We start from the raw sequence: 22,422 nt of genomic DNA, 5'->3' as shown, positions 1-22,422 counted from the left end.
CACGGCGCTGTACGCTACAGCAGCCTGATCGAGCGCATCATCGCCGCGGCCAAAGCCCAAAAGATAGCCATGCCCGGTACCAAACAGCTGATCATCGGCATCAAAATCAACGCCCACCAGATCCTGGAACTGAGCCGCCGACGCGAGGCAGTCCACCGTGAAGTCGAGGCATTAGCCTGTCAGCTACCACAGTTCGACATTCTGCTGAGCATGCCTGGAATCGGACCCCAGACAGCCGCAACAATCCTGATGTGCATCGGGGACATATCCCACTTCCGGACACCAGCCCAACTGGCTTCATACGCCGGCCTGTGCCCACAGGACAGACAATCAGGAACATCAATCAACAGTTCCGGGCCGAACAGGGGCGGCAACAAAAAATTAAAGAACGCCCTATGGCAATCGGCTTTCGCGAGCATCAGATTCCACGAGCGTTCACACCAATACTATGACCGGAAACGAGCCGAACACAAGCGCCACAACGCCGCTGTCATGTGCCTGGCACGAAGACGCTGTAACGTCATATTCCGAATGCTCAAAGATATGACCTACTATCACGAGCAACACCCGGCCCAGCGGCAAAAACAAGCCGTTTAAACCCGGCCCGCAACGCCCCCAGCCGATTGCCCCAGCGACAATCGGCTCCCACCCACGTCCCCAAAGCCACAAGACCAGCAGTACAATGCAAGACAAGACAATGTGACCACATTCACACAGTCAAAGACTTGTATTCAAGATAGAAGCACCCCCCATCCGACCGTGCACAGCAAGCAGCGGGCGGGCGTGGCCCGGTCCACCCCACGTGGCTTCTTGTCCCCCAGGCCGATGAATTCCGGGACGGGGCAACCATCCGCTGATCGACTCACCGGTTCCCTTGAGGGAGCTGTTCATCGAGGAAATCCCAAAATCCCGGGGCTGTGGTGAAACCGAAACAATCGTTGCTGGCATGGGGAAAAATAGTCGCGTCAATGACACAGCCCCCTAGCCGAGCACCTGTTCAGCCACCGTGTTCAATGTCCCGGAGGACTTCACCGACAGCAACCGGTAGCTTTCGGCCCAACCGGTGGTCCCCTCCACAGAGCTTCTAACAACACCGCTGACGAAACGGTGTCCGAGCCGCTGTGTCATGTCGGCAATCGCGTTGCCGCCATCCGGTGACGGCATGCTTTGGGCATTTTCTTCCACTCGGCGGGCTTCCCGCCGCCACACAGAAGAAAACTCTTCTGGGCTTACCAGACCCAGTTGCTTCGCTTTTGATAAGGATCACCAGGGAGGAAACACAGTAGTACGAACTCAAGGCATCCAGTTCCCCTGACGCTGTACTTCCGTCCGAGTGCGAGCGAAGGCTTTCCCCGGGGACAAGGCACTGCGCCGCGAACGCATTGCACCACTGTTCTTCCGGCAGGACCCCCTTGTCTGTTGCCAGGTCACCACCAGACAGCGCACTGTGCCCCAAAAGCAGAGCCCCGAGTTCGTTAAGCAGGGTGAAAACCTGGGCGTTTCGGGTGTCTTTACCATTGACGAAAATCAAAGGCGCCATGGTGCTCGACAGGGCGAAGCCACGAAATTCGTCTTTTGACAGCGGCCGACGGGAGTTATTTCCAACAACACCACTGATCATCACGAGAATCCCAAGATCTTGAAGTGCGCGGATAAGCTCACTCCGGAACCGCCCGACCGGTCGTGCACGCTGTTCCGGGTCAAGTGGCAGACGACCGGAGAGCCTGAATTTTTCTGCCGCCTCCACCGGGTCATCATCGGTTGTGTGCCGGGGAATGTCAGGCAGCGCATGTCCCTGCGTGGTTGCGTATTCCTCGTACCAGGACTGCCGTTGACGGCACAACGTGATCGTGTCGCGCAGATCCAGTGACGGGGCCGCTACCGGTGTGCTGCCGGGCGTCCGCATATCGGGAATGCCTGGGTCGTCGTCAAGAGGTTCGTCGAGAAACAGTGCACCGAAGGGAACATGAAACCGCCGGGCAAAATCTTCCAATTGACGAATGGTGGGTTGACGATGTCCGTCAAGCCAGTCTTTGAGTTTCGGATACTCATTTATTGCATCGTGAAGTTGTATGCCGGCACGCGTGACCGCCCATTCGAGAATTCCGGGAGCAACCGTCACCCGGGGTCCTGCCGCCACCGTAACCTCCTCATGCTCGATGCCATGGGCGGATCCATCAATCACAGTATGTCTTTGCGACTCGTGCACCAGAGTTGTGTCCATAAAGTAGTCTGACGCGGGGCCGCCAAATCCGGGGACGGTCAACAGCACACCGCGTTTCGACTCAACCGCCCTGCAGCTTCACAAAAGCATCGCACCGGCGGCTGAATGTTGCCGAAACAATACCGCCGTTGCGGCAGGAACGATCCGTATTCTTGTTCCACTCACCGCTTCAGCGCCGGGAGGCACCTGCTCCAGCAGACCAGTGATTCCGGCAGGTCGGGCAGTGGACGACACGAACGCTTTTCCCACGACACGACGAAGAGCCGTTCGTGTATGTTCGTGACATGCCCAGCTGCGTTATCCGTGAACTCCGCATTTCAGAAACCGGATTGCTGGAACAGGCAACCCTGGAGAATCTGAATGCGGTCCGGCAACGTTTCACGATCAACGATATTCGCGCGCGCCCGGATTTTGCCCACTACACACTGCTTGTTCCGGGACGGGGCGACTTCGGGTTCGTGGCGGAAGTCGACGGCCAGACCATCGGGGTCGGATGGGCTTTGTTCCTGCCCGAAGACGATCCCGGATACGGATTCGTTGACGGACACATCCCGGAAATCGGGCTGTGGGTATCCGCAACCAGCCGCGGACAGGGTGTGGGGCGTGCGCTGCTGCAGCGGCTCATCGCTGCAGGCACCGACCGGGAACTCCCCGGTTTAAGCCTCTCGGTTGAACAGGGAAATTCCGCCAGAAACCTCTACCTGTCCTGTGGCTTTGCTGACGTTGCGGGCCTGGAGGCACACGGTGTGATGCTCCGGGAGCTGCGCCAGAAGCCGCGCGGGAAGATCGACCACAAGAAAACGTGAACTCATCGTCGGTAGAAGGCCACAACGATTCAGCGGCAGGGGACGGTCCTGGCCTGCGGCAGGAAAGGACGCCACACGATATCGCGGGGCTGGTCCGGTGTCCCGTAGACGGCTCTCCTGCGACGGTGAGAGTTCTCTGCAACCCGAAACCGCAAAGGATGTCATGGTGAAAAACACGGTGCTTTTTGTTCTCGGACTGGTGGTGAGTGCCGGGCATCAGGCTGTGTGTCCGGGGAGCTTGCAGCTGACGAACGTGGCCTGTGGCCACGGGCGGGAAACCGTGACGGCCGGATCTTTTTTGCCGACGCTGTCCAGTGCAAGGCAACCGTCACGGTGGTTTTTCTGTCCATTTCAGCACCAGACAGATATTGGCCATCTCCTTCGTCGCCGGCAGCGTACAGGAATCGGCCCGCACACAGCGCCCGCTGTGCCGCCCCACGGATTGCCGGATAGATTTCCGGCGGAACGGAACTGCGCGGCCCCGGTGGATCGCGCACAATCGGGACAGCTGCCGGCAGCGAACTAGTGGCTCATCAGGGAACCGGCGGTCAAGACGAGCACCATCGGGAAGCTGAGCAGCAACAGGATCCCGGCGATTCCGGCGGGCACTTCACACCGGCTGTGTTTCCACGTCCGCCAGCCGACAACACCACTGATAACCAGGCCGACTGTAACGGGGAGGAAAAACAGGAAATAGGCGACCTCACCGAAAAGATCCAGGGGTGTACTCAAGGCCTCAGGCCCAATGTCGTAAACATCGCTGATCAGCACTGCCCAGTACAGGACAAACACTGCTGCACCAATCCACGCCAGCGGCGTCATCGCCCACTGGGCACGGCGGGCGCATTGTTGGTGTGTACCCATAAGAAGAACCACTCCTTTGCAGAATCAATGTATGTGCCCGTCACGGGCACGCCCCGTCAGCCACAAGTCCCCGATGCCGCACACGGCGGACGATGCCGGCAACCATCCCGTGGCACAGCCTGGCCCACGACCGCCACGCGACACGTCCTGCCGCAACAGCTCCCGCCGCCACCCGGAATCCAAACGGCCCACTGATACCCAGCGGTCCGGCCAGTGCATCAGACATAAGGGGAAAAACAGCCGGGACAATCCGCTGCACAACCAGACACAGTGCACCGATCCGGGCCAGCGGCGTCATCGCCCACACTATGTGCCCTGAAAACCGACATTCACGGGCATGTTTTAATTTTTCGACCTCGATGGGTTGATCGTATAGCTGGATTGTATAGCTGGCGTACGACGGGCACCAGCCCCCCTGACCGGGGGTTCCGCACCATCGAAACCAACAACACAAAACACCATGAACCCCTTGTTGACCATTGAAGGCCGCGGGGAGCGTCTCTTTTCTTCCTTGCCCACGGGTTTTTTGAAAAGCCGGACATGGTCCGCCGGACCACGCATTCACCCGAATGACTCTCCCCCTTTTCCGGGGTTTGCCATCGCCGCGTCAATTCCATCACCCCGGCAATGTGTGACGGTGCCGGCTGCCCGGGTAGCGCCCAATGCAACGGCCCTGTGTTTTTTCGGTGGAACCGAAAAAACACAGGGCCGTCACGCTCATTGGTGCCGCGGGCGCCGGGTGGTTGCGCACCCGGCGGCAGCCGATGGATTTTATGTGTTCACTAGGCGCCGCTATCCCTTCACGCCACCGGAGGTCAGTCCCGTCACAATGTATTTCTGGAGGAACTGGAACAGCAGAATCACCGGGACGGCGGCCAGGACGCTGGCTGCGGCAAACAGACCCCAGGGAGCTGTCCGTTCGTCGGATGCCCACTGGTACAGGCCCACCGCCAGGGTGTAGTTTTCGTTTGATTGGAGCACCACATTGGCCAGCACGAAGTCACCGAAGGTGGCGACAAACGACAGCAGCCCCACCACCGCCAGTACCGGGGTGACCAGGCGGACGATGATCCGCCAGTAGATTTGGGCGTGCGTGCACCCGTCGAGTTTGGCCGCCTCATCCAACGATTTCGGGATCGTGTTGAAAAAGCCGTACATCAAAAAGGTGTTGGCGCCCAGTGCCCCGCCCAGGTAGACGAAGATCAGTCCGAGCAGCGAATCCAGGCCGAGAACCGGGAACACCTCCTGCAGCCCGAGCAGCAGCAGGAAGATGGCCACAAAGGCGAGCATCTGCGGGAACATCTGGACCAGCAGAAGAAACGTCAGGGTGGCCCGCCGACCGGTGAACCTGAACCGGGAGAACGCGTAGGCGGCGGCAGCGGCCATGAGCACGGTTCCGATGGCCGTCACCGATGACACCACCAGCGAGTTGATGGCCCACCGCCAAAACAGGGTGTCGTTGAGGGCGACGAAGTTGGTGAAACTGACGGTGGAAAACAGCTTGTTCGATCCGGTGAGGGTCGCGTTCGGCTGCAGGGCGGTGGAGACCACATACAACAGCGGCACGATGCAGAAAACAATCATGACCACGCCGACGATGTGGCGCCAGCCGACTTCCCGCCACCATTTGGCGGCGGACGGTTTGTTGACTTGTCGGTGCGTCGAGTGCGTCGTCGCCATTTACACCATCTCCTCGAGTTTGCGGGTCTGCCTGAATCCCAGCCAGGAGATCACACCCACCATGAGGAAGATGACGATCGACATGGCTGCCGCGAGTCCGTAGCGCTGGGAACCGCCTTCGAATGCGATGGCGTAGACCAGGGAAATCAGAATGTCGGTGTGGCCGACCGGGACAGAGATCCCCGGATAGTTGGGGCCGCCGCCGGTGAGCATGTAAATCAACGAGAAGTTGTTGAAGTTGAAGGCGAAACTGGCGATCAGAAGCGGTGCGGTGGACACCAGCACCAGCGGCAGGGTGATCGACCAGAATTGGCGCAGTGCGCTGGCCCCGTCGATTTTGGCTGCTTCAACCACATCACCGGGAAGCGACTGCAGCGCGCCGGTGCAGATGAGGAACATGTAGGGGAAACCGAGCCAGAGGTTGACGATCAGAATCGATATCTTGGCCAGGAATCCGTCGCTGAGCCAGGGGATGTCGGCCCCGCCGAGCAGCACCTGGTTGATGAAGCCGTATTTTTCGTTCATCATCCCGCGCCAGACCAGCGCCGACAAAAAGGCCGGGAACGCGTACGGCAGGATCAGCAGGCTGCGGTAGATTTTCCGGCCTTTGATCCGTTCGTCGTTGAATACGATGGCCAAAAACAGTCCCAGGGCGAAGGTGGTCAGCACTGACAGGATGGCGAACGCAAACGACCACACCAGGGCCCTGAAAAATGGCCCGGCGATGTCGGTGCCGACAACCATGTCCTTGAAGTTCTGCAGTCCCACCGGCACCCGCCATCCGGGATAGAGTTCCTGTCCCCCGTCAGAGGTGAAGGCCCCTGTGCCGGTGTCACGGAAGGTTTCCCCGGTTTGCGTGTTGGTCAGGGTGTCCGCCTGCTTGTCGTAGGTGTAGACCGACGAGGCGATGAACGCAGATGATCCGGTTTCTGTTTTCCAGGCCCCGGCATTGGCATCTTCACCGGCGGCAACCCGCAGCCCGGTGATGGCCGACTGGTTGTCCTGCAGTTGCGCAAGACCAAGCATTTCCCAGCCGGGTATGTCTTTGATTGTCGTTCCCTCGACGGTGGCTCCGTCAGCGGGTTTCATGGGATGGTCCGCATCGCCGACGCTGACGTTTCCGTCCGCGTCAACCACCGCCAGCCCGAGGGTGCCGTTTTTTTCGACAACCGCAGCCGGAAGCGTCACCGCATCAGGGGTGCGGATTTCGTTCTGGGCCATGATCTGGCTGATGGCGTCTTCTTTGGTGGTGTTGTGCCCGGAACCGTAGTTGGTGAAGGCGATGTAGCCGGTGTAGCCCATGACGAACAGCTGGTAGACCAGCAAAAACGCCATTCCGGGGGCCAGGTATTTGGCGGGCAGTGCCCGCGGGGTGAAGTAGATCCAGTCGATGACCACAAGCCCGACGATCATCACGGCGACGATTGTGTAGGACTCGACAGCCCAGGCAGCCCAGATGCCGTACAGGCCGAGGGCGTTGATCAGGGCCATAACGGCAAGCTTGGCCAGAAAACCCGGCCCGTATCTGCGGGCGTGGCCGTGGTCGGTGGATGTGTTCACGGAGGTGTCTGTATCGGTGGTGGTTGTAGCCGCCATAGGGGGTCCTCGCGAATGAAAGTGGACCCGCCACTGTGGTGTTGTGTGCTCCGGCGCGTCCACGCGGGATGCGTGGACACGCCGGGTTGAATGCGCAGTACCAGTGGCGGGCCCGGTGTCTTTGGGGAAAAGATAAGGGTGGGCGGTGTTCTAGTTGTCCGCGATGGCCTTCTCGACGTTGCCGATCATGGCGTCCCAGCCTTCCTGCGGCTGCTGCTTGCCCTGGGTGATGTTGGCTTCGGTGGAGCCCCAGAACTGCCAGACGGCATTCATCGCCGGAATGGCGGGCATGGGGGCGCCGTTGCCGCCGGCTTCAGTGAATCCCTTGACGATGGGATCATCGACCTGCTCTGCGGCCGAGACCCATGCCGGTGAACGCTCACCGGCTTTGTAGGCGGCGATCTGGCCGTTTTCGCTGGCGACCACATCGGTCAGGAACTTGTTGACGATCAGCGGGTTCTTCGACTTCGGGTTCGGGAAGAACGCCTGGACACCGACGAACGGGCTGGCGGTTTCCCCGCCGGCCGACGGGATCGGCAGGACGGAGATATCCAGTCCCTTGTCCTTGAAGGAGGGAATGTTCCACGGGCCGGTAATGGTGAAGGCCGCTTCCCCGTTGCCGAATTCCTGCTTGGCTTTGTCACCGGTGATATTGACATCGAACTGCCCTGCGGCACCCTGTTCGGCCAGCCATCCGGCAAACGCCTGGCCCTCCGGGCCGCCCATGCCGAGTTCGTCGGTGTAACCCTCATCGGTGGACTTGAACACCGGCGCGCCGAAGGAAGTCTGGAAGGCGTACATGTGGTACGGATCGCCGTTGGTGGGATCGGACTGGACGATCAGCGGGTATTTCGCACCGGACTGCTGACCGGCCTCGATCATCTCGTCGAAGGTGGCGGGTTCCGCCTGGGTCAGCGCGTTGTTGCGCACCAGCGCCACGTTTTCAATGGCGTAGGGCACGCCGTAGGTCTGCCCGTTGTAGGTGACACCCTGCACGGCCACGGGCAGGAACTTGTCCTTTTTCATGGAGAAATCGATCGTGCCGACCACGCCGTCTTTGACCCAGCCGCCCAGGTGATCATGCGCGGTGACAATCAGATCCGGCCCCTGGCCCGCAGCGACCTGCTTCGTCCAGTCGTCGGAGATGTTGTCGTTGGACTTCTGCACGAATTTCACGTGCACGCCGGTTTCTTTTTCGAAGATATCGCCGAGGGCTTTGACCACGTCACCGCGGGTCTCATCGCCCCAGATAACCAGTTCACCGTCGGCGGAGGCTTCCGCAGTCTTGTCTGCCGGGGACTCGGCGGGCGCAGCCGCATCATCGCTGGCCCCGCCGCCGCAGGCGGCGAGGCTGACCGTCAGCGCGGCGCCGGACAGTGCTGCCAAAAGTTTTTTCATGTTGATCAACCGGATCCTTTTCAAGGTCGTCGGAAATGGTGCCGCCCGCACCGGATAAAGCTACAGTGCACACAAGCCCTGTTGCTGGCACTGTGTGCACCGGTTGCGGGGCAGTGACACATAACCGGGCATCTCCGCCCGGATATCCCCTCCCAACTTACGTGTCACAGGAAACAATCGCAATAAAAATGTGACTTTTCACCCGCTGTCGGCGGCGTGCCGGATACGGCACCACCGGGGGCGGAGACGGCAGCGGCGCACACCGGCCGTGCCGGCAGCCCGATACGATGCGGCGGTTGCGCCCCGGCGGGCGCGCCCGCGGGCCGCCCGGCCCGCGGGCATCTAGAACACGTGCTGCCAACCTGCGGGTTAGCCTGCCCTGCCTGAGCCACCCGGTGTCCGGCCGTCTTCCCGGCCCGCAACACACCGGCACGGTGCTGTTTTTTAACCATCGCACGGTGCGGAAATGCCCCCCAGCCGCCCACAGTGCCCGTTCCCACATACCTTCCCCTGTCCCGCCGGGACACCCGGAGCAAAAAAACAAACCTAGTCAGGGACAGCTGCAGGTTGTCTGCATGCACGCAGACGGGACGCACAAACACTTAGGGGTGCCGGCGAATAATTCCCCGGCATCTGACCGGACGGGGCGAGTCATCAACGGTGACGGTGGCGTGGATACCCGTGTGCCGCAGCAGCCCGCAACGGGTGGTGCGACGCATCAGGTTGTGTGATTTTTCCGTTTTCCGGCTGGTGCGGGCGGCATGTAACCGGTGACGGTCTTGTGTGACGAAAAATCGCGCGCACCACTTTGTGCGGCAGGACCTGCCCCCGGCTAGCCGAGGGACACGACTCCGCGGACAACCGCGGCCAGTCCGCCGCTTCCCGCCACAACAAGCGCCACCCGCCTGGCCCACTGCCGTGGCACATAACGCGACAGGACCGCCCCGGTGGCGATACCGATGAACATCCCGGCAACCGCCGCCGGCCACAGGCAGGGGTTGACCGACTCAACCGATCCGGCGCCGAGCAGAATCTTCAGCATGAAACTCACCGCCCCACTGACCACGAACAGCGGCTGCAAGGTGGCGGCCAACGTGGCGTGCGGCCACCGTGCCGCCTGCGCATAGACGGTGATCGCCGGGCCGGCGACAGCGGCAATCGTGTTCATGAAACCACCGCACAATCCGCCGATGACAGCCGGAATCTTTCCTTCAACCGGCGGGAAGAACCTCGCCCCGCCGATCACCACGGCCAGAGCAACCAGGAGCAGCACACCGACAGTGATCTGCAGGGGTGCCGGCTGAAGAACCCTGATCAGCCACACCCCGGGAAAAGCACCGACAAAAAGTGCCGGGGCGATAATGCGGAACTTTGCCCAGTCAACGAACTGGCGCACTGTCCAGGTGGTCAGTGCCGCGTTGATCACGGCCAGCGCGTTGACGACCAGAACACCGTCGACAGGCCCCAAAACAACCACCAGCACCGGTACGGACAACAATCCGAACCCCATGCCGGACAGGCGTTGGATCATGGCGCCGGTCGCAGCGGTGAGTGCCACGATAAGCAGCATGACAGAAGGCGACATAGCCAACGACGCTACCAAAAACTCAACGACAGATGATGTGACGCGTTCTGCCACTGCCCCGGCAGCTCAGCGCCCGCCCACCAAACCGGAAACTACAAACGATGACCACAAAGTCAAAACAAATCGCAAAAAAAGTCAAACTTTCGCAATTTCCCATACACCGATCACAGAACCCACCACTACCTGCAATAACAAGCATCTATCAGCCGCGTCGATGGGGTGTGAAATGCTGACCGGGAAACCTGAAATACGAAACAAATAGTAAAGCGATCCACACTTTCACGTTTCTCATTTGACACCCCAACCACGCCCACCTCCTAGAAAAAGGGATCGTAAACAGACTTTTCTGCCCAACCCGGAGGTAACACGACCAGATCATCAGCAAGGTGAAAGGCTAAATAGCCCTGAAAAGCGCAACCTTCTAAATTTTCACCACCCGGCAAAGGCAGCCAGCCGAAACTGCCGAAAATCCATCATTAACTGCACAAACATCCCCAGCAGCCGGAGACTGGAAACCTACCCCCGGCAGCCTTCACATTCCGAAATTGAAAACAAAGAACAAACCGAACCGAACTTTTCACGATTTCCCGATGTATCAGCCACGCATGTCAAACGCAGTGATTCCCCATAAGCTTCCATTGCGATGGTCTTTTCGACGATGGAAAAACTGGACCGAAACCCGATGCGAGGACAAACCAGCCCACGAACTAGTTTGGTGACAACTTAAACTTTCAGCTGTCGCGAACTCACGGTTCGCACCAACTTAGACACTAAGTTGACATAAACTCATATTTCGTGACAACTTAAGGATTAAGTTGTCATGAAACTATCCCTTGATCTTGATCATGCAGCCCCGCTAGGTCCGCCAGATAGCCCCAGAAGGCTACAGATTTTCCATGGAGTCCCATGAATTCCCACCCCACTGCAGGCATTTGGATTGACCAGACTTGGAGCGCCCCGGATCAAAGTGGTTATTCAAAGCGCTCTCGCTTGTCAGGAACGTTCAAGGCATTCATTCCGGAGCGTCTCTCAAAAAGGGACCTTCGGCTCAGCCAAGACGTCGCCGCACAAGCACTGCGGGTCCAACAACAGCTCACACGCCTGGCCACCAGACCGGACACAGGCGTACTGGAAGACCTGTCTCGTTTCCTTGCACGCAGTGAATCGATCGCTTCATCCCACATCGAGGGAATGGCCCCGGGCGCAGACAAAGTTGCCGTAGCTGAATTCCTGCGGAGCAAGCAGCCGGACAAACTACCTGGTTCAGTAGCGGAACAGGTAGCAGCCAATATGGAAGTGCTCAGCACGCTTGTCCGTAAAGGAACCGGCAATTTGACTGTGGAAGATCTTCAACAGTGTCAGGCCTCTCTCGTTCCACAACGCAACCTGCATGGAATTCGCACTGTACAAAACTGGATCGGTGGCAACCAGCACAATCCCATAGGTGCCGCATTTGTGCCGCCTCCACCAGAGGAAGTTCCCTGTCTCATGGCTGATTTCATCGACTACGTCAACGGTGCACACCACAGCGTTCTTGCCCAGGCTGCGATCGCCCATGCCCAGTTCGAAACGATTCACCCCTTCGCCGATGGAAATGGACGCATCGGCCGTGCGCTCATCCACACCATCCTGAGTGGCTCCGGGTTGTGCGGCACGACAATCATCCCGGTGAGTCTTGTTCTTGCCAATAACAAGGATGCTTACATTGCAGCTTTATCCAGTTTTCGGGACGTCAGAAACCCAACACAAGGATTGGACGATTGGTGCAGTTACTTCTTGGACAGCATGGACTGTGCCATCGACCAGGTCACCGTCTTCAACGATGCCATCGAAAAGATCAGACTGAGCTGGCAGGACAAGCTGTTTACCCATCGCACAACATCCGGTAAAACTCGCGCGCTCCGGTCCGATTCAGCTGAGGCACGCATTCTGGCGAATCTACCAGAAATGCCCCTTGTTACCGTCGATCTTGCTGTCGACAGACTTGAAATAACTGCCACCGCAGCCCGAAGAGCCCTCACGACACTTGTGGAAGCCGGAATCCTCACCAAACGATCCATTGCCAAACGGACAAACGCCTACCTTACACTTGAGCTATTCGACCTGATGACAATGACGGAACGCAGGCTGGCTTCACCTGCTCTCGACACATCCGTTGCACCACCCGCGTTTCCGGTTCCCGCAATCAATAAGAGGTAAGCAAACGGCGAAAACACAGCAGTGACACGGTGCAACCCAAGCCGAGGTTGTTGCAAGACTCAACCAGTCCTGATTCACAAACACTCACCAAATCCGGGATGGAGATGGAGCGAGCCCGACCGTAGACTCCATTTAGCGACTAAGTACATCCGTCGGCACGTTTGACGACAACATAAGACTTAAGTTGGCAGGAACCTTTTTCTCGCAGCAGCTTAAGGCGTAAAAAATCGCTTTCCCCGCGGGGAGGTGTTGTCACCCGCGGAAGAAATGGTGGTTGCTTCGCCATGTTCCGTACAAAAATCAACAACTCTTGCAGGAAGATCGTTCAGCCGAATTTTTACAGGCCGAAAAAGCCGGTTTTCCACCTACTCGATAGACTGCACTTGTGCAGTTGGCCATCAACAAGGTGCGTGAAATCCTCGATCAGATGAGGATGGGGCGAGGAGACACCACCTCGACAGAGGTGAGATCTTCCAACAGAGACCTTCCAACACTCGGGCACACACTCGGTGCTCTTGCGAACATGCCCAACGGCGGGTCGATCATTCTTGGTGTGGATGAGGCCGGCGGCCGTTTCAACGTGGTGGGTGTAGATGACATAGAACAATGTGAAAGCACACCATCTTTAACCGCCCCGCAACAGTGTTACCTCTTCACCGGATCTGGTTTTTCAAACGGTCGACATCGACGGCAAGAAGCTGGTGATCGCGCGTGTTTCGCTGCCCCCAGCCACCCAAAAGCCTGCCCGCTACATAAGGAACCCCGTTTCTTCGGCAGACAGTTCAGGGCTTTCCCAATCCAGCGGCAGGCTCAGCGTCCGGGACCTGAGTGAGATAACCGGTTTGTCACTGGGGCATGTGTGTTACGGCTGGCATACCCGGTGGACGAAGGGCTGGTCGATATGGAAGACGGCCGTGGGAAGCCCACCACCTACCGGTTGAACCGGTAGCCGCTGCCCCGTCGTGCAGTTGCTATTACAGTGACAGTAGGCACCACGGTTCACACCCGAAGGAGGCAGCCACATGAGCGACCTGCAGGGCAGCGCTTCGCCATTTCTTCCCGCCACCGGTATTGACCTGGTGCACATTCCCTCTTTCGGCGAACAGCTCGCCCAGCCCGGCACCCGGTTCATGGATGTGTTTTCCGCACGGGAACAGCGCACCGCCAACCGCAAGCCACCCTTTTCCCGGACAGAGCATCTGGCAGGCCGGTGGGCGGCGAAAGAAGCGTTCATCAAAGCGTGGTCACAGGCACTCTACGGTTGCCCGCCGGTGGTAGCCGAGGAAAAAGTCGACTTCACGGAGATCGAGGTCATCCCCGATGCTTTCGGCCGGGTGGCCATCAACCTGGCAGGACACATCAGGCAAGCGGTCGATGATTCAATTGGGCCTGTGCAGTGTTCACTGTCAATCAGCCATGACGGTGACTATGCCACCGCAATAGTGGTGCTGGCCGACGGAATAGACCGCCTTGTGCGATAGACGACAGTACAGTTTATTGTTCTTCCGGAAGCGCCGACCATGAAGTCACACACTGATCCGGCTACCGCCGCAAAAGTCGGACAGGCGTCCGTGAAGCCTACCGCATGCGGCGGCACCGGGATGCTGACCCATGATGGGTTGACCAGCAGGCCGGTCTGAAACCGGGGACCACCGGTTTTTGTTGCGTCAACCGGGGCGGCACTGATCGATCTTGCCGCCACCGGGATTGTCCGGCGGCATACCAGGCTGTTCGCTTCATTGCCGGTTCCCGTCGAGTTGGATATCACGCAGGCCGCCACTGTGGCGGACACAGCTGTCGACCGGCTGCCCGATGACCGGGATACCCAGCGGGCACGGGCGGAACTGCTTGGTGAATGCGCGGGCAACCCGGATCTTGGTGGTGCCTTGACCGGCTTGTTCCCGGCGCGCCCGGTGCTGCCGGAAAAACCTGAGTCAGGTTCTTTGTGCCGTGCGGAAAGTCTGTGATGGCACCACCGTCGACGACTTCCCCGGAATGCTGGACAGCCCGGTGGTGCATCTGTCGGCGGATGTATCCGGAATGGATGTTCAGACCGTGGCCGCAGCATGCCTGCGCCGGGCTGCCTGACCGGGAGCGGCTCCGCAAAGCTGGCGGGTATCACCGATATCCGGAAAAAACGCCCGGGCACTGCTACCTGTGTCTTATCCGTCCACCACTAAGACGCACGGACACCCGTTGACCGGGCTGCAGGGTGGTGCCGACCGGAATGTGTGCGGCCAGCCCGCAGTCGAGAAGTGCTTTCAGCTGCGGGCCGTCACCGGTGATCCGGGCAACCTGTGTGTCAATGGCGCCGGGTGTCGCCGGGCCAGCCAGCTGCACTTCGTCGCCTCCCGCAAGAAGTACTGCCGGCCCGTCGCCGCAATCAATGTCTGTGGCAGCATCCACCGCAATAGTGACGGGATTCGGGGCATCTGCAGTAAATACTCCAGCAGCGATGGTTCCCTCGACCCGTGCCAGTCCGGCGAATGCGGCGGCGAAAGCAGTCGCTGGTGCACGCCGCAGCTGATCGGTGGTGAGTTTTTCCGCCACTGCTCCCTGCTCCATGACCACTACTTTCCCGCAGAGCCGGACTGCATCAATCATGTCGTGGGTGATAAGCACCAGCCCCAGGTTGTGCCGCCCGCACAGGTCGGATACCAGTTCCCGCATATCAGCGGCGGCTTCCACATCAAGGGCCGCAAAAGGCTCGTCAAGCACCAGCAGTTCAGGTTTGACTGCCAGGGATCGTGCCAGGGCCACCCGCTGCCGCTGTCCGCCGGACAGTTGCCCCGGTTTCTTTCCCGCCAGGTGCCCGGCAGCAACCTGCTTTAGGACTGTGTCGGCGATTGCGTGTGCCTGGTGTGTGCCGATACCGCTGCACCGGGGTCCGAATGCCACATTTTTTCGGACGTCCAGGTGCGGAAACAGCAGGGAGTCCTGTGCCAGATATCCGATGCGGCGTTTTCTTGCCGGGGTGGATGCCAGTGGCATTCCCCCCAAAGCAACAGTGGATCCGGGATCCATGGCCACCATGCCCGCCAGGCCTTCAGCCAGAGTGGATTTTCCGGAGCCGTTCGGCCCGATCACGGCCAGACGTTCACCGGCAGCGGTATTCAGCCTGCAGTCGAGCATGAAATCACCCCGCTGCACGACCACCTGCCCGGTCAAGGGAAGTGACATGGTTCTACACCCCACCAACCCGCCAGCCGCGCAGGGCAACCAGGACACCGACGGCAGCGGCCACCAGAATCACCGACAGCGCGTAGGCCTGTTCCACATCAAGCATGCCGCCGGAAAAAGCGGTGTAGATCGCCAGCGGCATGGTGCGGGTTGTTGATTCCACATTGCCGGCGAACATGGCCGTGGCCCCGAATTCAGCCAGTGCCCGGGAAAAACTCAACGTTGCCCCGGCGGTGATGGCCGGGGCCACCAGCGGCAGTGTCACCCGTGACCAGACGGTGGCATCCCCGGCGCCCAGGGTGCGGGCAACACCGGCCAGCCGCGGGTCAATGCTTCTGATGGCCTGTTCGACAAGAATCACCAGAAAAGGCAGCGCCACAAACGTTTGGGCGATCACCACCGCCGGGGTGGTGAAGGGAACGGTGATCCCGACAAACCCCAGCGCCCGGCCGGCCAGGCCGTGGCGCCCCAGAAACGCCAGCAGCGCCAAACCACCGACCAGGGGCGGCATGAGCAGCGGAACCATCACCACACAGCGCAGCCCGGCGGCCAGTTTCGGTCCCGCCGCGGCAATGACCATGGCCAGCGGAACGCCGAGCAGCACGCACAGCAACGTGGCTGACAAAGCTGTGGCAAAAGACAGCAGCAGCGCCGATAATGCCGCCGACGAGGACACCACGGACGAAAACTCCGCCCAGTTGACGCGGGTGAAAAGTGAAACGAGCGGCAGCACCACAAACAGCAGGCACACTCCGGCTGCGGCTGTCACCGGCCAGGGAATTCTCATCAGCGACACACCTTAATCCCACATGCTTTTTCGTTCCCGTCGTGCCCCGGTGACAGTTGACAGCGCCGGCCGGGCACGTTGTGTGCCGGTCACCGGACCGGCCCGCCCAGGCCCTTATCCGCCAGGATTTTCTGCCCCTTGTCAGAGACCACATAGTCCACGAACTGCTCCGCGGCGTCACTGTCGCTTAAAGCCGCAATCGGGTAGCGGTTGACAATATCGGCGGCCTCGGCAACGACCACGGTATCGACAGCATCGTTTCCCAGGGCATCGGAACGGTAGACCACGGCCGCATCAACCTCCCCGATCTCCGCTTTCGCCAGGGTGGCCCGCACATTGTTTTCCTCTGTCGGCCGGTGAACAGCAATGCCGTATGTATCCAGGAGTTTTCCGGTGGCCCGTCCACAGGGTGCCTGCCTGACACAGACCGCCACCCGCACATCATCGGCCGCCAGATCCGACAAACCGGAGATGTGTTTCGGATTTCCCTTCGGGGTGACGATCACCAGTGTGTTGGTGGCAAAGATCCGGAAATCGGCATCCGCTGCCGGGGCTGTGAGCGCCTTAAGGTTTTCCTCCCCGGCAAGTGCCAGCACATCCGCCGGAGCACCTTCGTTGACCTGCTGCACCAGTTTCTGTGAACCACCGGTGACAAGCGGCGCAAACTCCACCTCCGGGTGTTCGGCTGTGAAACTGTCGATCATGGTCTGGAAAGCATCGGTCAACGATGCGGCCGCAAGAACCCGCACCGGGGCGTCTGTGAGCGAAGCCGGGGCACCATCATCCGATGACCGGGGGGAACATCCCCCACTTCCCATAACAGCGACACAGGTCAGTACCGCGGCAGTTGCACGCAATCCACGCATGCCCATTCTCCTCAATCGTTACCTCAAACAACACCACCGGTACACAGCACGACCCACGCCCGGCACAGCTGCTTTTTCAGCGGTTTTTTCATTCTCGCCGATCCAGCGACCGACTGTCCGCAACCACCCTAGCGGGATGAATCCCAACCCACGTCCACCGCACCCGCCAGATGCACCACAAATCTGCCCGGTGTGCGCTGTCACGCAGAGCGGGGCAACACACACTGCCGACACCGCCGAAGATTAAGGGTTTGTGCACTGCATGCATCCGTGATCCGGCTGACGGAAATATTCGTCCACGGCTCAGTGGACCCGAAACACAGGGGCGGCTGCCCACCGGACCCCGGCGGTGTCAGTGTACCGGCGGGTTGTCGGCTACAGTGCCGGACAACACCGCGCCGGGTGTGACACGTTGCTGTGGCCGCGGCATCATCACTGTCGTTTTACACCACCTGTGACCTGCAGCGGGCAGAATAGCGGCCCTAATCTGCACGCATTGTGCACACATTGTGCACAGCACTGTTTTTTCACCGGGCGATACCTGAGGGCGGGTGGTGTGTTCTACAGTCCGGTGGAATAGACCGATCTTCCGCCGTCGACGGTGATGGTGGTGGCCGTGAGATAGGACCCGGCTGCCGACGGAGCGAACAGGACCGCTTCAGCGATCTGTTCCGGTTTGGCCGCACGCCCCAGAGGAATGGTTTTTTTCTGGCCGCCCCAATGTCACCGGGTCTGCCGCAGTCTGCTGGTGGAAGGGGGTATCACCAGCACCCGGGGCAATATTGACCACCCGCACCCCGAGACCACCGAGTTCCACACCGGCGTTTCTGGCCAGCATCCGCAGCCCCCTTTGGCGACACAGTAGGCGTTGTTGCCGGGCATCGGCCAAAATTCGTGGACGGAGCTGATATTGATCACCACTCCGGGATCCGCCGCGGTGCATCCCTGGACAATGAACTGCTCGGCGGCATATTTGCAGCCGAAGTACGGTCCTTTCAGATTGGTGCCGATGACCGCGTTGAAATCCCCCTCGTCGGAGTCGAGGATGTTTTTGCCGGTCACAATCCCCGCATTGTTGACCACCACATCGATCCTGCCGAAAGCACCGACGGCAGTGGTGACCAGTTTTTTCACTTCCGCAGGCCGCAGGACATCGGTTTTCACCGCAATGGCGTTGCCGCCCGCCTGCCGGACCTGTTCCCCCACCTCGTGCGCGGCGGCGTCATTGCACATGTAGTCGTCAACAGCATTGGCCCCGGCGCGCCCGGCCGCCGGACAGATGGCGGCGCCGATTCCGGTGTTGCCGCCGGTCACGTTCAGGGTGCGGGCTGTGCGGATGACTGACAGCTCCCCCCGCCGGCACCCCGCGGGTAAACCACGGCTTATCTATCCGTAGAGGACCAGCATAACCCTCATATCACGGTCGGCAAGCGCCTGTGTGATACTTCGTTGGGCTACCTTGAGTGCCTCGTCTTTCGGATACCCGTAGATACCGGAAGAGATCAACGGGAACGCAATCGAGGAGCATCCCTTCTCAGCCGCCAGTTCAATGCTGTTGCGGTAGGCGTCGGCGAGCAGCCGTTCGGCTTCCGCCGGGGTGTGGTTGCAGTAGATGGGTCCTGCGGCGTGGATGATGATTGTTGCGTTCAAACCGAAAGCCGGGGTGGCCACGGCTTCGCCGGTGGCAATCGGGCCCAGACCGGCTAAGGCTTGTTCCAGTTGCTCCGCCCCGGCGGCGGCAAAAATAGCCCCGCAGACACCGCCACCGGGCGCCAGATCAGTGTTGGCCGCGTTGACGATGGCATCGGCTGCGATGGTGGTGATGTCACCGGTGACTATTTCACAACTCATGCCCCGGAGACTATCAGACCGCCGGTGCCGTTCCGGGCGGCTTGTGCCGGGTGGGCGGCGGGGACACGGGGCGTGCCGCACAGCCGTGCCCGGGGTGTTCTACGGTTGGGGCATGCACCACAAACACCCTGATCAACCGGACAGCCCCGGGGCGCGGGCAGAAAGACAGTTCAGGCACCGCCCTTTGTGGGGGCAAGCGGGTATCGACCGTCTCGCCTCATCGACTGTGACGGTGGTCGGTGCCGGCGGATTGGCCTGCCCGTTGCTGACGCTTCTTGCCGCCGCTGAACCGGGGGTGCTGCGGATCATCGATGACGATGTGGTTGAGCGGCACAATCTGGCCCGCCAGACCCTCTACCGGGAAGCTGATCTCGGGGACAGGAAAGCTGTGGTGGCGGCCGGTGTACTGCAGCCGATGATGCCCTGCGGGACGGTTGCCGGGATCGCGGAAACAATCACCGCGGATAATGCTGACCGGCTGCTGGGGGGAAGCGACGTGGTGGTCGATACCTCCGACAACTGGCCGACCCGCTTCGCGGTGGCCGATGCCTGCACCCGGTTGGGTCTTGCCCTGGTGTGGGGAAGTGTGGTCGCGTTCGACGGCATGTGCACCGTGTTTGTTCCCGGCGGTGCGACCATTGATGATGTTGTTGACCGGGACAGTGTGCTGGCCGCCCCCGGGCGCCAGGGTGGTGTGGAGGGCACGTTTTCACCCCTGTGCGGGCAGGTCGGATCCGCCATGGCAGGGGAGGTCGTCAAACTTGTCACCGGTACGGGAACCATACTTGACCGCCGCCTGCAGGTGTGGGATACCGCCGATTCAACGGTGCGTTTAATTACACTGGGCAGGTAGGTTTTCTCTTTTTCCTTTTCCTGGTTCCCATCCGAAAACAACCGCACCGGTTGTTTTCCCCCAAGGAGTTTGTGTCCCGTGGCAGCCCTGCTTGACCTTGACGACCACATCCGCCGCATTATGGCCTGTGCCCGGCCGCTTGCCCCGGTGTACGCCGACACTTCGGCTGTGCGGGGAATGGTGCTGGCTGAAGATGCCACGGCCGGAACCCCCATGCCGGTGTTCGACAACTCTGCCATGGACGGCTACGCGGTGCGCCGCGGGGATGTTGTGTCCGTTCCCGCCACCCTTGAGGTTGTGGCCGATATTCCGGCCGGTTCCCCGGCGAATCCGGTGTTCGGCCCGGGTCAGTGCGCGCGGATTATGACCGGCGCGGCGGTACCCGATTGCGCGGATGCGGTTGTGCCGCTGGAACAAACAACACTGGGAACGGCGGTGACCGGCACACCGCCGTCGACTGTCACGGTGACCGCCACCCCCGGGCCCGGCGCCCACATCAGGAAAGCCGGGGAGGATGTCCACGCCGGGGAAGTGGTTGCCGAAAAAGGGCAGCTGCTGGGTGCCAGGGCGGTCTCCGCGCTGGTGGCCTGCGGGGTGGAGGAAGTCGCGGTCCATCCGCTGCCCCGGGTGGCGGTGGTGTCCACCGGAAGTGAGCTGATCGAACCCGGCTACGGTCCGCTGGAACGGGGGCAAATCTACAACTCGAATACCCCGCTGATCGCCAACCTGGTGGCGGCAAACGGCTGTGACTTGTCGGCTACTTTCCATGCCGACGATGTCGACGGATCATTCATCGACGTCATGGAGCAGGCGGCCATTTTGGCGGATGTGGTGATCACCACCGGTGGGGTGTCTGTGGGTGCTTTCGATGTGGTCCGCCTGGAGATGGAACGCTCCGGGTGGGACATCCGCTTCGACAAAATTGCGATGCAGCCCGGTAAACCGCAGGGCTTCGGGCGCGCCCCCGACGGCACCCTGGTGTTTTGCCTGCCCGGCAATCCGGTGAGTGCTTTCGTTTCTTTCGAGGCTTTCGTCCGCCCGGCGCTGCATGCTTTATCGGGCCGCACTGATCCGGTGCGCAGAACCTTCACCGCCACCGCGGCACAGGCCTGGAAGTGCCCGCAGGGCCGCGCCCAGTTCATGCCGGTGGTGATCGAAGACGGTACTGTCAGACCGGCAACCGCCATGGGATCGGGTTCCCATCTGGTTGGCCGGCTCGCCGCGGCCCAGGCCCTGGCTTTTGTTCCGGCCACCACCGATGCGGTCCATCACGGCGACACAGTCGAAGTCTGGGAGATCACGCAATGACACAGTTGACGCACACCGACAGCCGCGGGCATGTCCGCATGGTCGATGTCACCGAAAAAAAGCCCACCGTAAGGTCCGCGACCGCCCGGGGAATGGTGCGCTGCGCACCACATGTGGTTGCAGCCTTACGCGATGAATCAGTTCCCAAGGGTGATGTGATGGCGTTGGCCAGAATCGCCGGCATCAGTGGGGCGAAAAAATGCGCCGACCTGCTTCCCCTGGCCCACATCATCGGTGTTCACGGCGCCAGTGTGGATGTTCAGGTCACCGACAGTGGCGTGGCCATCGAAGCGACGGTGAAAACCGCCGACCGCACCGGTGTTGAGATGGAAGCACTGACCGCCGTCAGTGTGGCCGCCCTGGCGATTGTCGACATGGTCAAGGGCCTGGACAAAGCAACCGCCATCGAAGAGATCAAACTGATTCACAAAACCGGTGGAAAATCCGGCGACTGGCACCGTCCGGACGACACGTGACCGCAAGCTACATTGTGCTGGCCGGCGGGAAAGGCTCACGGCTGGGCGGATGCGACAAAGCCGCGCTTGAAAAAGACGGTGAAACCCTGGTGGTGCGCACAGTATCGGCCATTCAACACCACTTTCCCGGCCCCGGTGTGGTGGTGGGACCCACGGCCCACGCTGTCCTGGGTTCCCGGCATGCAGTCGAAAAAACCCGCTTCGGTGGACCGGCTGTGGCGGTCAAAGCCGGACTGGACGCACTGTCGGATCTGGATGGATCAACCCCGGTACTGGTGACAGCCTGCGACTGGGCTCACCCGCACACAGTGGCACAGTCACTGGCTGCACCGGGCGGCGGTCAACCGGTGATGCTGGTCTCCGGCGGCAGAACCCAGTTCCTCGCTTTCGTCGCCCCTTTAAACCAACTTGCCGCAGCTTTTGCCGGCGCCACGGACAACGACTCGCTGAAAAAACACCTTGCAGCCATCAACTTCAAGATGATTGACGTCGACCCAACCGTCACCGACGACATTGATACACCCGCTGATGTTGAACGCCACGCCATCACCCGTGGCAGAACAGACCTACAGCGCCACAAACAGCAGCGGGCACAATCATGACAAAAAACGGCGCCGGTCGTTGCCAGTGATCCGGTTGAAAAACCGATCCCATCCCCTCAGAGCGGCTTTCCCATGCAACCGGCGGCCGTACCGCTGATTTTTTTACACACGACACCCGCCCGGCGGCAGGCTCCACCACTTCGCGGC

The 22,422-nt window shown here is 60.5% G+C and carries 20 protein-coding genes and 1 pseudogene; 10 read left to right on the top strand and 11 right to left on the bottom strand.

Annotated elements, in window-relative coordinates; all coding sequences use genetic code 11:
- The coding region (locus JZY06_RS04335; protein WP_207118574.1) for a transposase at positions 1-597 on the top strand (597 nt) is incomplete at its 5' end.
- A 487-nt stretch (positions 598-1,084) separates the two neighbouring features.
- Here JZY06_RS04335 and JZY06_RS12190 read toward each other — a convergent pair.
- On the bottom strand, positions 1,085-2,185 hold the full coding sequence (locus tag JZY06_RS12190; protein ID WP_207118573.1) for an ImmA/IrrE family metallo-endopeptidase: 1,101 nt from the start codon (positions 2,183-2,185) through the stop codon (positions 1,085-1,087).
- Between the two features lie 323 nt (positions 2,186-2,508).
- Between JZY06_RS12190 and JZY06_RS04325 the strand changes: the two genes are divergently transcribed.
- Positions 2,509-3,030 (top strand): GNAT family N-acetyltransferase, encoded by a 522-nt coding sequence (locus JZY06_RS04325; RefSeq protein ID WP_207118572.1) that lies wholly within the window; start codon positions 2,509-2,511, stop codon positions 3,028-3,030.
- Between the two features lie 522 nt (positions 3,031-3,552).
- Here the strand turns inward: JZY06_RS04325 and JZY06_RS04320 are convergent.
- The 5 genes from JZY06_RS04320 to JZY06_RS04300 form a co-directional block, all read right to left on the bottom strand.
- Complete coding sequence (locus tag JZY06_RS04320; protein ID WP_207118571.1) at positions 3,553-3,894, bottom strand: hypothetical protein; 342 nt, start codon at positions 3,892-3,894, stop codon at positions 3,553-3,555.
- Positions 3,895-4,686: 792 nt separating this feature from the next.
- On the bottom strand, positions 4,687-5,574 hold the full coding sequence (locus tag JZY06_RS04315) for a sugar ABC transporter permease (protein ID WP_207118570.1): 888 nt from the start codon (positions 5,572-5,574) through the stop codon (positions 4,687-4,689).
- Entirely contained in the window at positions 5,575-7,170 is a 1,596-nt protein-coding gene (locus tag JZY06_RS04310; protein WP_207118569.1) for an ABC transporter permease subunit, read from the bottom strand.
- Between the two features lie 150 nt (positions 7,171-7,320).
- Entirely contained in the window at positions 7,321-8,568 is a 1,248-nt protein-coding gene (locus tag JZY06_RS04305; protein WP_207118568.1) for a sugar ABC transporter substrate-binding protein, read from the bottom strand.
- Positions 8,569-9,400: 832 nt separating this feature from the next.
- Entirely contained in the window at positions 9,401-10,153 is a 753-nt protein-coding gene (locus JZY06_RS04300; protein ID WP_207118567.1) for a TSUP family transporter, read from the bottom strand.
- Here JZY06_RS04300 and JZY06_RS04295 point away from each other — a divergent pair.
- The 4 genes from JZY06_RS04295 to JZY06_RS04280 all read left to right on the top strand — a co-directional run bounded on the left by JZY06_RS04295 (position 10,137) and on the right by JZY06_RS04280 (position 14,440).
- A complete protein-coding gene (locus JZY06_RS04295; protein ID WP_207118566.1) occupies positions 10,137-10,415 on the top strand; it encodes a hypothetical protein in 279 nt (92 codons plus the stop codon). The two genes, JZY06_RS04300 and JZY06_RS04295, sit on opposite strands and share 17 nt — an antisense overlap.
- Before the next feature lie 644 nt (positions 10,416-11,059).
- Positions 11,060-12,352 carry a Fic family protein gene (locus tag JZY06_RS04290; protein WP_207118565.1) on the top strand — a complete coding sequence of 431 codons (1,293 nt, stop codon included), beginning with the start codon at positions 11,060-11,062 and terminating at the stop codon, positions 12,350-12,352.
- A gap of 1,022 nt (positions 12,353-13,374) precedes the next feature.
- On the top strand, positions 13,375-13,833 hold the full coding sequence (acpS, locus tag JZY06_RS04285) for a holo-ACP synthase AcpS (protein ID WP_207118564.1): 459 nt from the start codon (positions 13,375-13,377) through the stop codon (positions 13,831-13,833).
- A 469-nt stretch (positions 13,834-14,302) separates the two neighbouring features.
- Entirely contained in the window at positions 14,303-14,440 is a 138-nt protein-coding gene (locus JZY06_RS04280) for a hypothetical protein (RefSeq protein WP_207118563.1), read from the top strand.
- A gap of 63 nt (positions 14,441-14,503) precedes the next feature.
- On the opposite strand, the gene JZY06_RS04275 is transcribed toward JZY06_RS04280, so the two are convergent.
- From JZY06_RS04275 to JZY06_RS04250, 5 genes and pseudogenes are all read right to left on the bottom strand, one after another.
- Positions 14,504-15,532, bottom strand: a complete 1,029-nt coding sequence (locus JZY06_RS04275) for a sulfate/molybdate ABC transporter ATP-binding protein (protein WP_207118562.1) — start codon at positions 15,530-15,532, stop codon at positions 14,504-14,506.
- A gap of 4 nt (positions 15,533-15,536) precedes the next feature.
- A complete protein-coding gene (locus tag JZY06_RS04270) occupies positions 15,537-16,319 on the bottom strand; it encodes a molybdate ABC transporter permease subunit (RefSeq protein WP_207118561.1) in 783 nt (260 codons plus the stop codon).
- Positions 16,320-16,408: 89 nt separating this feature from the next.
- Positions 16,409-17,185 carry a molybdate ABC transporter substrate-binding protein gene (gene modA, locus JZY06_RS04265; protein ID WP_207118560.1) on the bottom strand — a complete coding sequence of 259 codons (777 nt, stop codon included), beginning with the start codon at positions 17,183-17,185 and terminating at the stop codon, positions 16,409-16,411.
- Positions 17,186-17,746: 561 nt separating this feature from the next.
- A pseudogene (locus JZY06_RS04255) lies at positions 17,747-18,499 on the bottom strand (SDR family oxidoreductase).
- 72 nt (positions 18,500-18,571) lie between these two features.
- A complete protein-coding gene (locus JZY06_RS04250) occupies positions 18,572-19,036 on the bottom strand; it encodes a macro domain-containing protein (protein ID WP_207118558.1) in 465 nt (154 codons plus the stop codon).
- Between the two features lie 112 nt (positions 19,037-19,148).
- On the opposite strand from JZY06_RS04250, the gene JZY06_RS04245 reads away from it, so the two are divergent.
- From JZY06_RS04245 to mobA, 4 genes are all read left to right on the top strand, one after another.
- Positions 19,149-19,889 carry a HesA/MoeB/ThiF family protein gene (locus tag JZY06_RS04245; protein ID WP_207118557.1) on the top strand — a complete coding sequence of 247 codons (741 nt, stop codon included), beginning with the start codon at positions 19,149-19,151 and terminating at the stop codon, positions 19,887-19,889.
- Positions 19,890-19,967: 78 nt separating this feature from the next.
- Positions 19,968-21,197 (top strand): molybdopterin molybdotransferase MoeA, encoded by a 1,230-nt coding sequence (locus JZY06_RS04240; RefSeq protein ID WP_330617080.1) that lies wholly within the window; start codon positions 19,968-19,970, stop codon positions 21,195-21,197.
- Positions 21,194-21,673: a cyclic pyranopterin monophosphate synthase MoaC gene (moaC, locus tag JZY06_RS04235; RefSeq protein WP_207118556.1), complete on the top strand. Its 480-nt coding sequence runs from the start codon at positions 21,194-21,196 to the stop codon at positions 21,671-21,673. Before JZY06_RS04240 ends, moaC begins: the two co-directional genes overlap by 4 nt.
- A complete protein-coding gene (mobA, locus tag JZY06_RS04230; protein WP_207118555.1) occupies positions 21,670-22,275 on the top strand; it encodes a molybdenum cofactor guanylyltransferase in 606 nt (201 codons plus the stop codon). Before moaC ends, mobA begins: the two co-directional genes overlap by 4 nt.
- Positions 22,276-22,422: the final 147 nt, after the last annotated feature.

The sequence above is a fragment of the Corynebacterium mendelii genome, from assembly GCF_017307055.1.
GTDB lineage: Bacteria > Actinomycetota > Actinomycetes > Mycobacteriales > Mycobacteriaceae > Corynebacterium > Corynebacterium mendelii.
The sequence above is the reverse complement of the archived record's forward strand: the minus strand, read 5'-3'. Positions and strand labels throughout refer to the sequence as shown.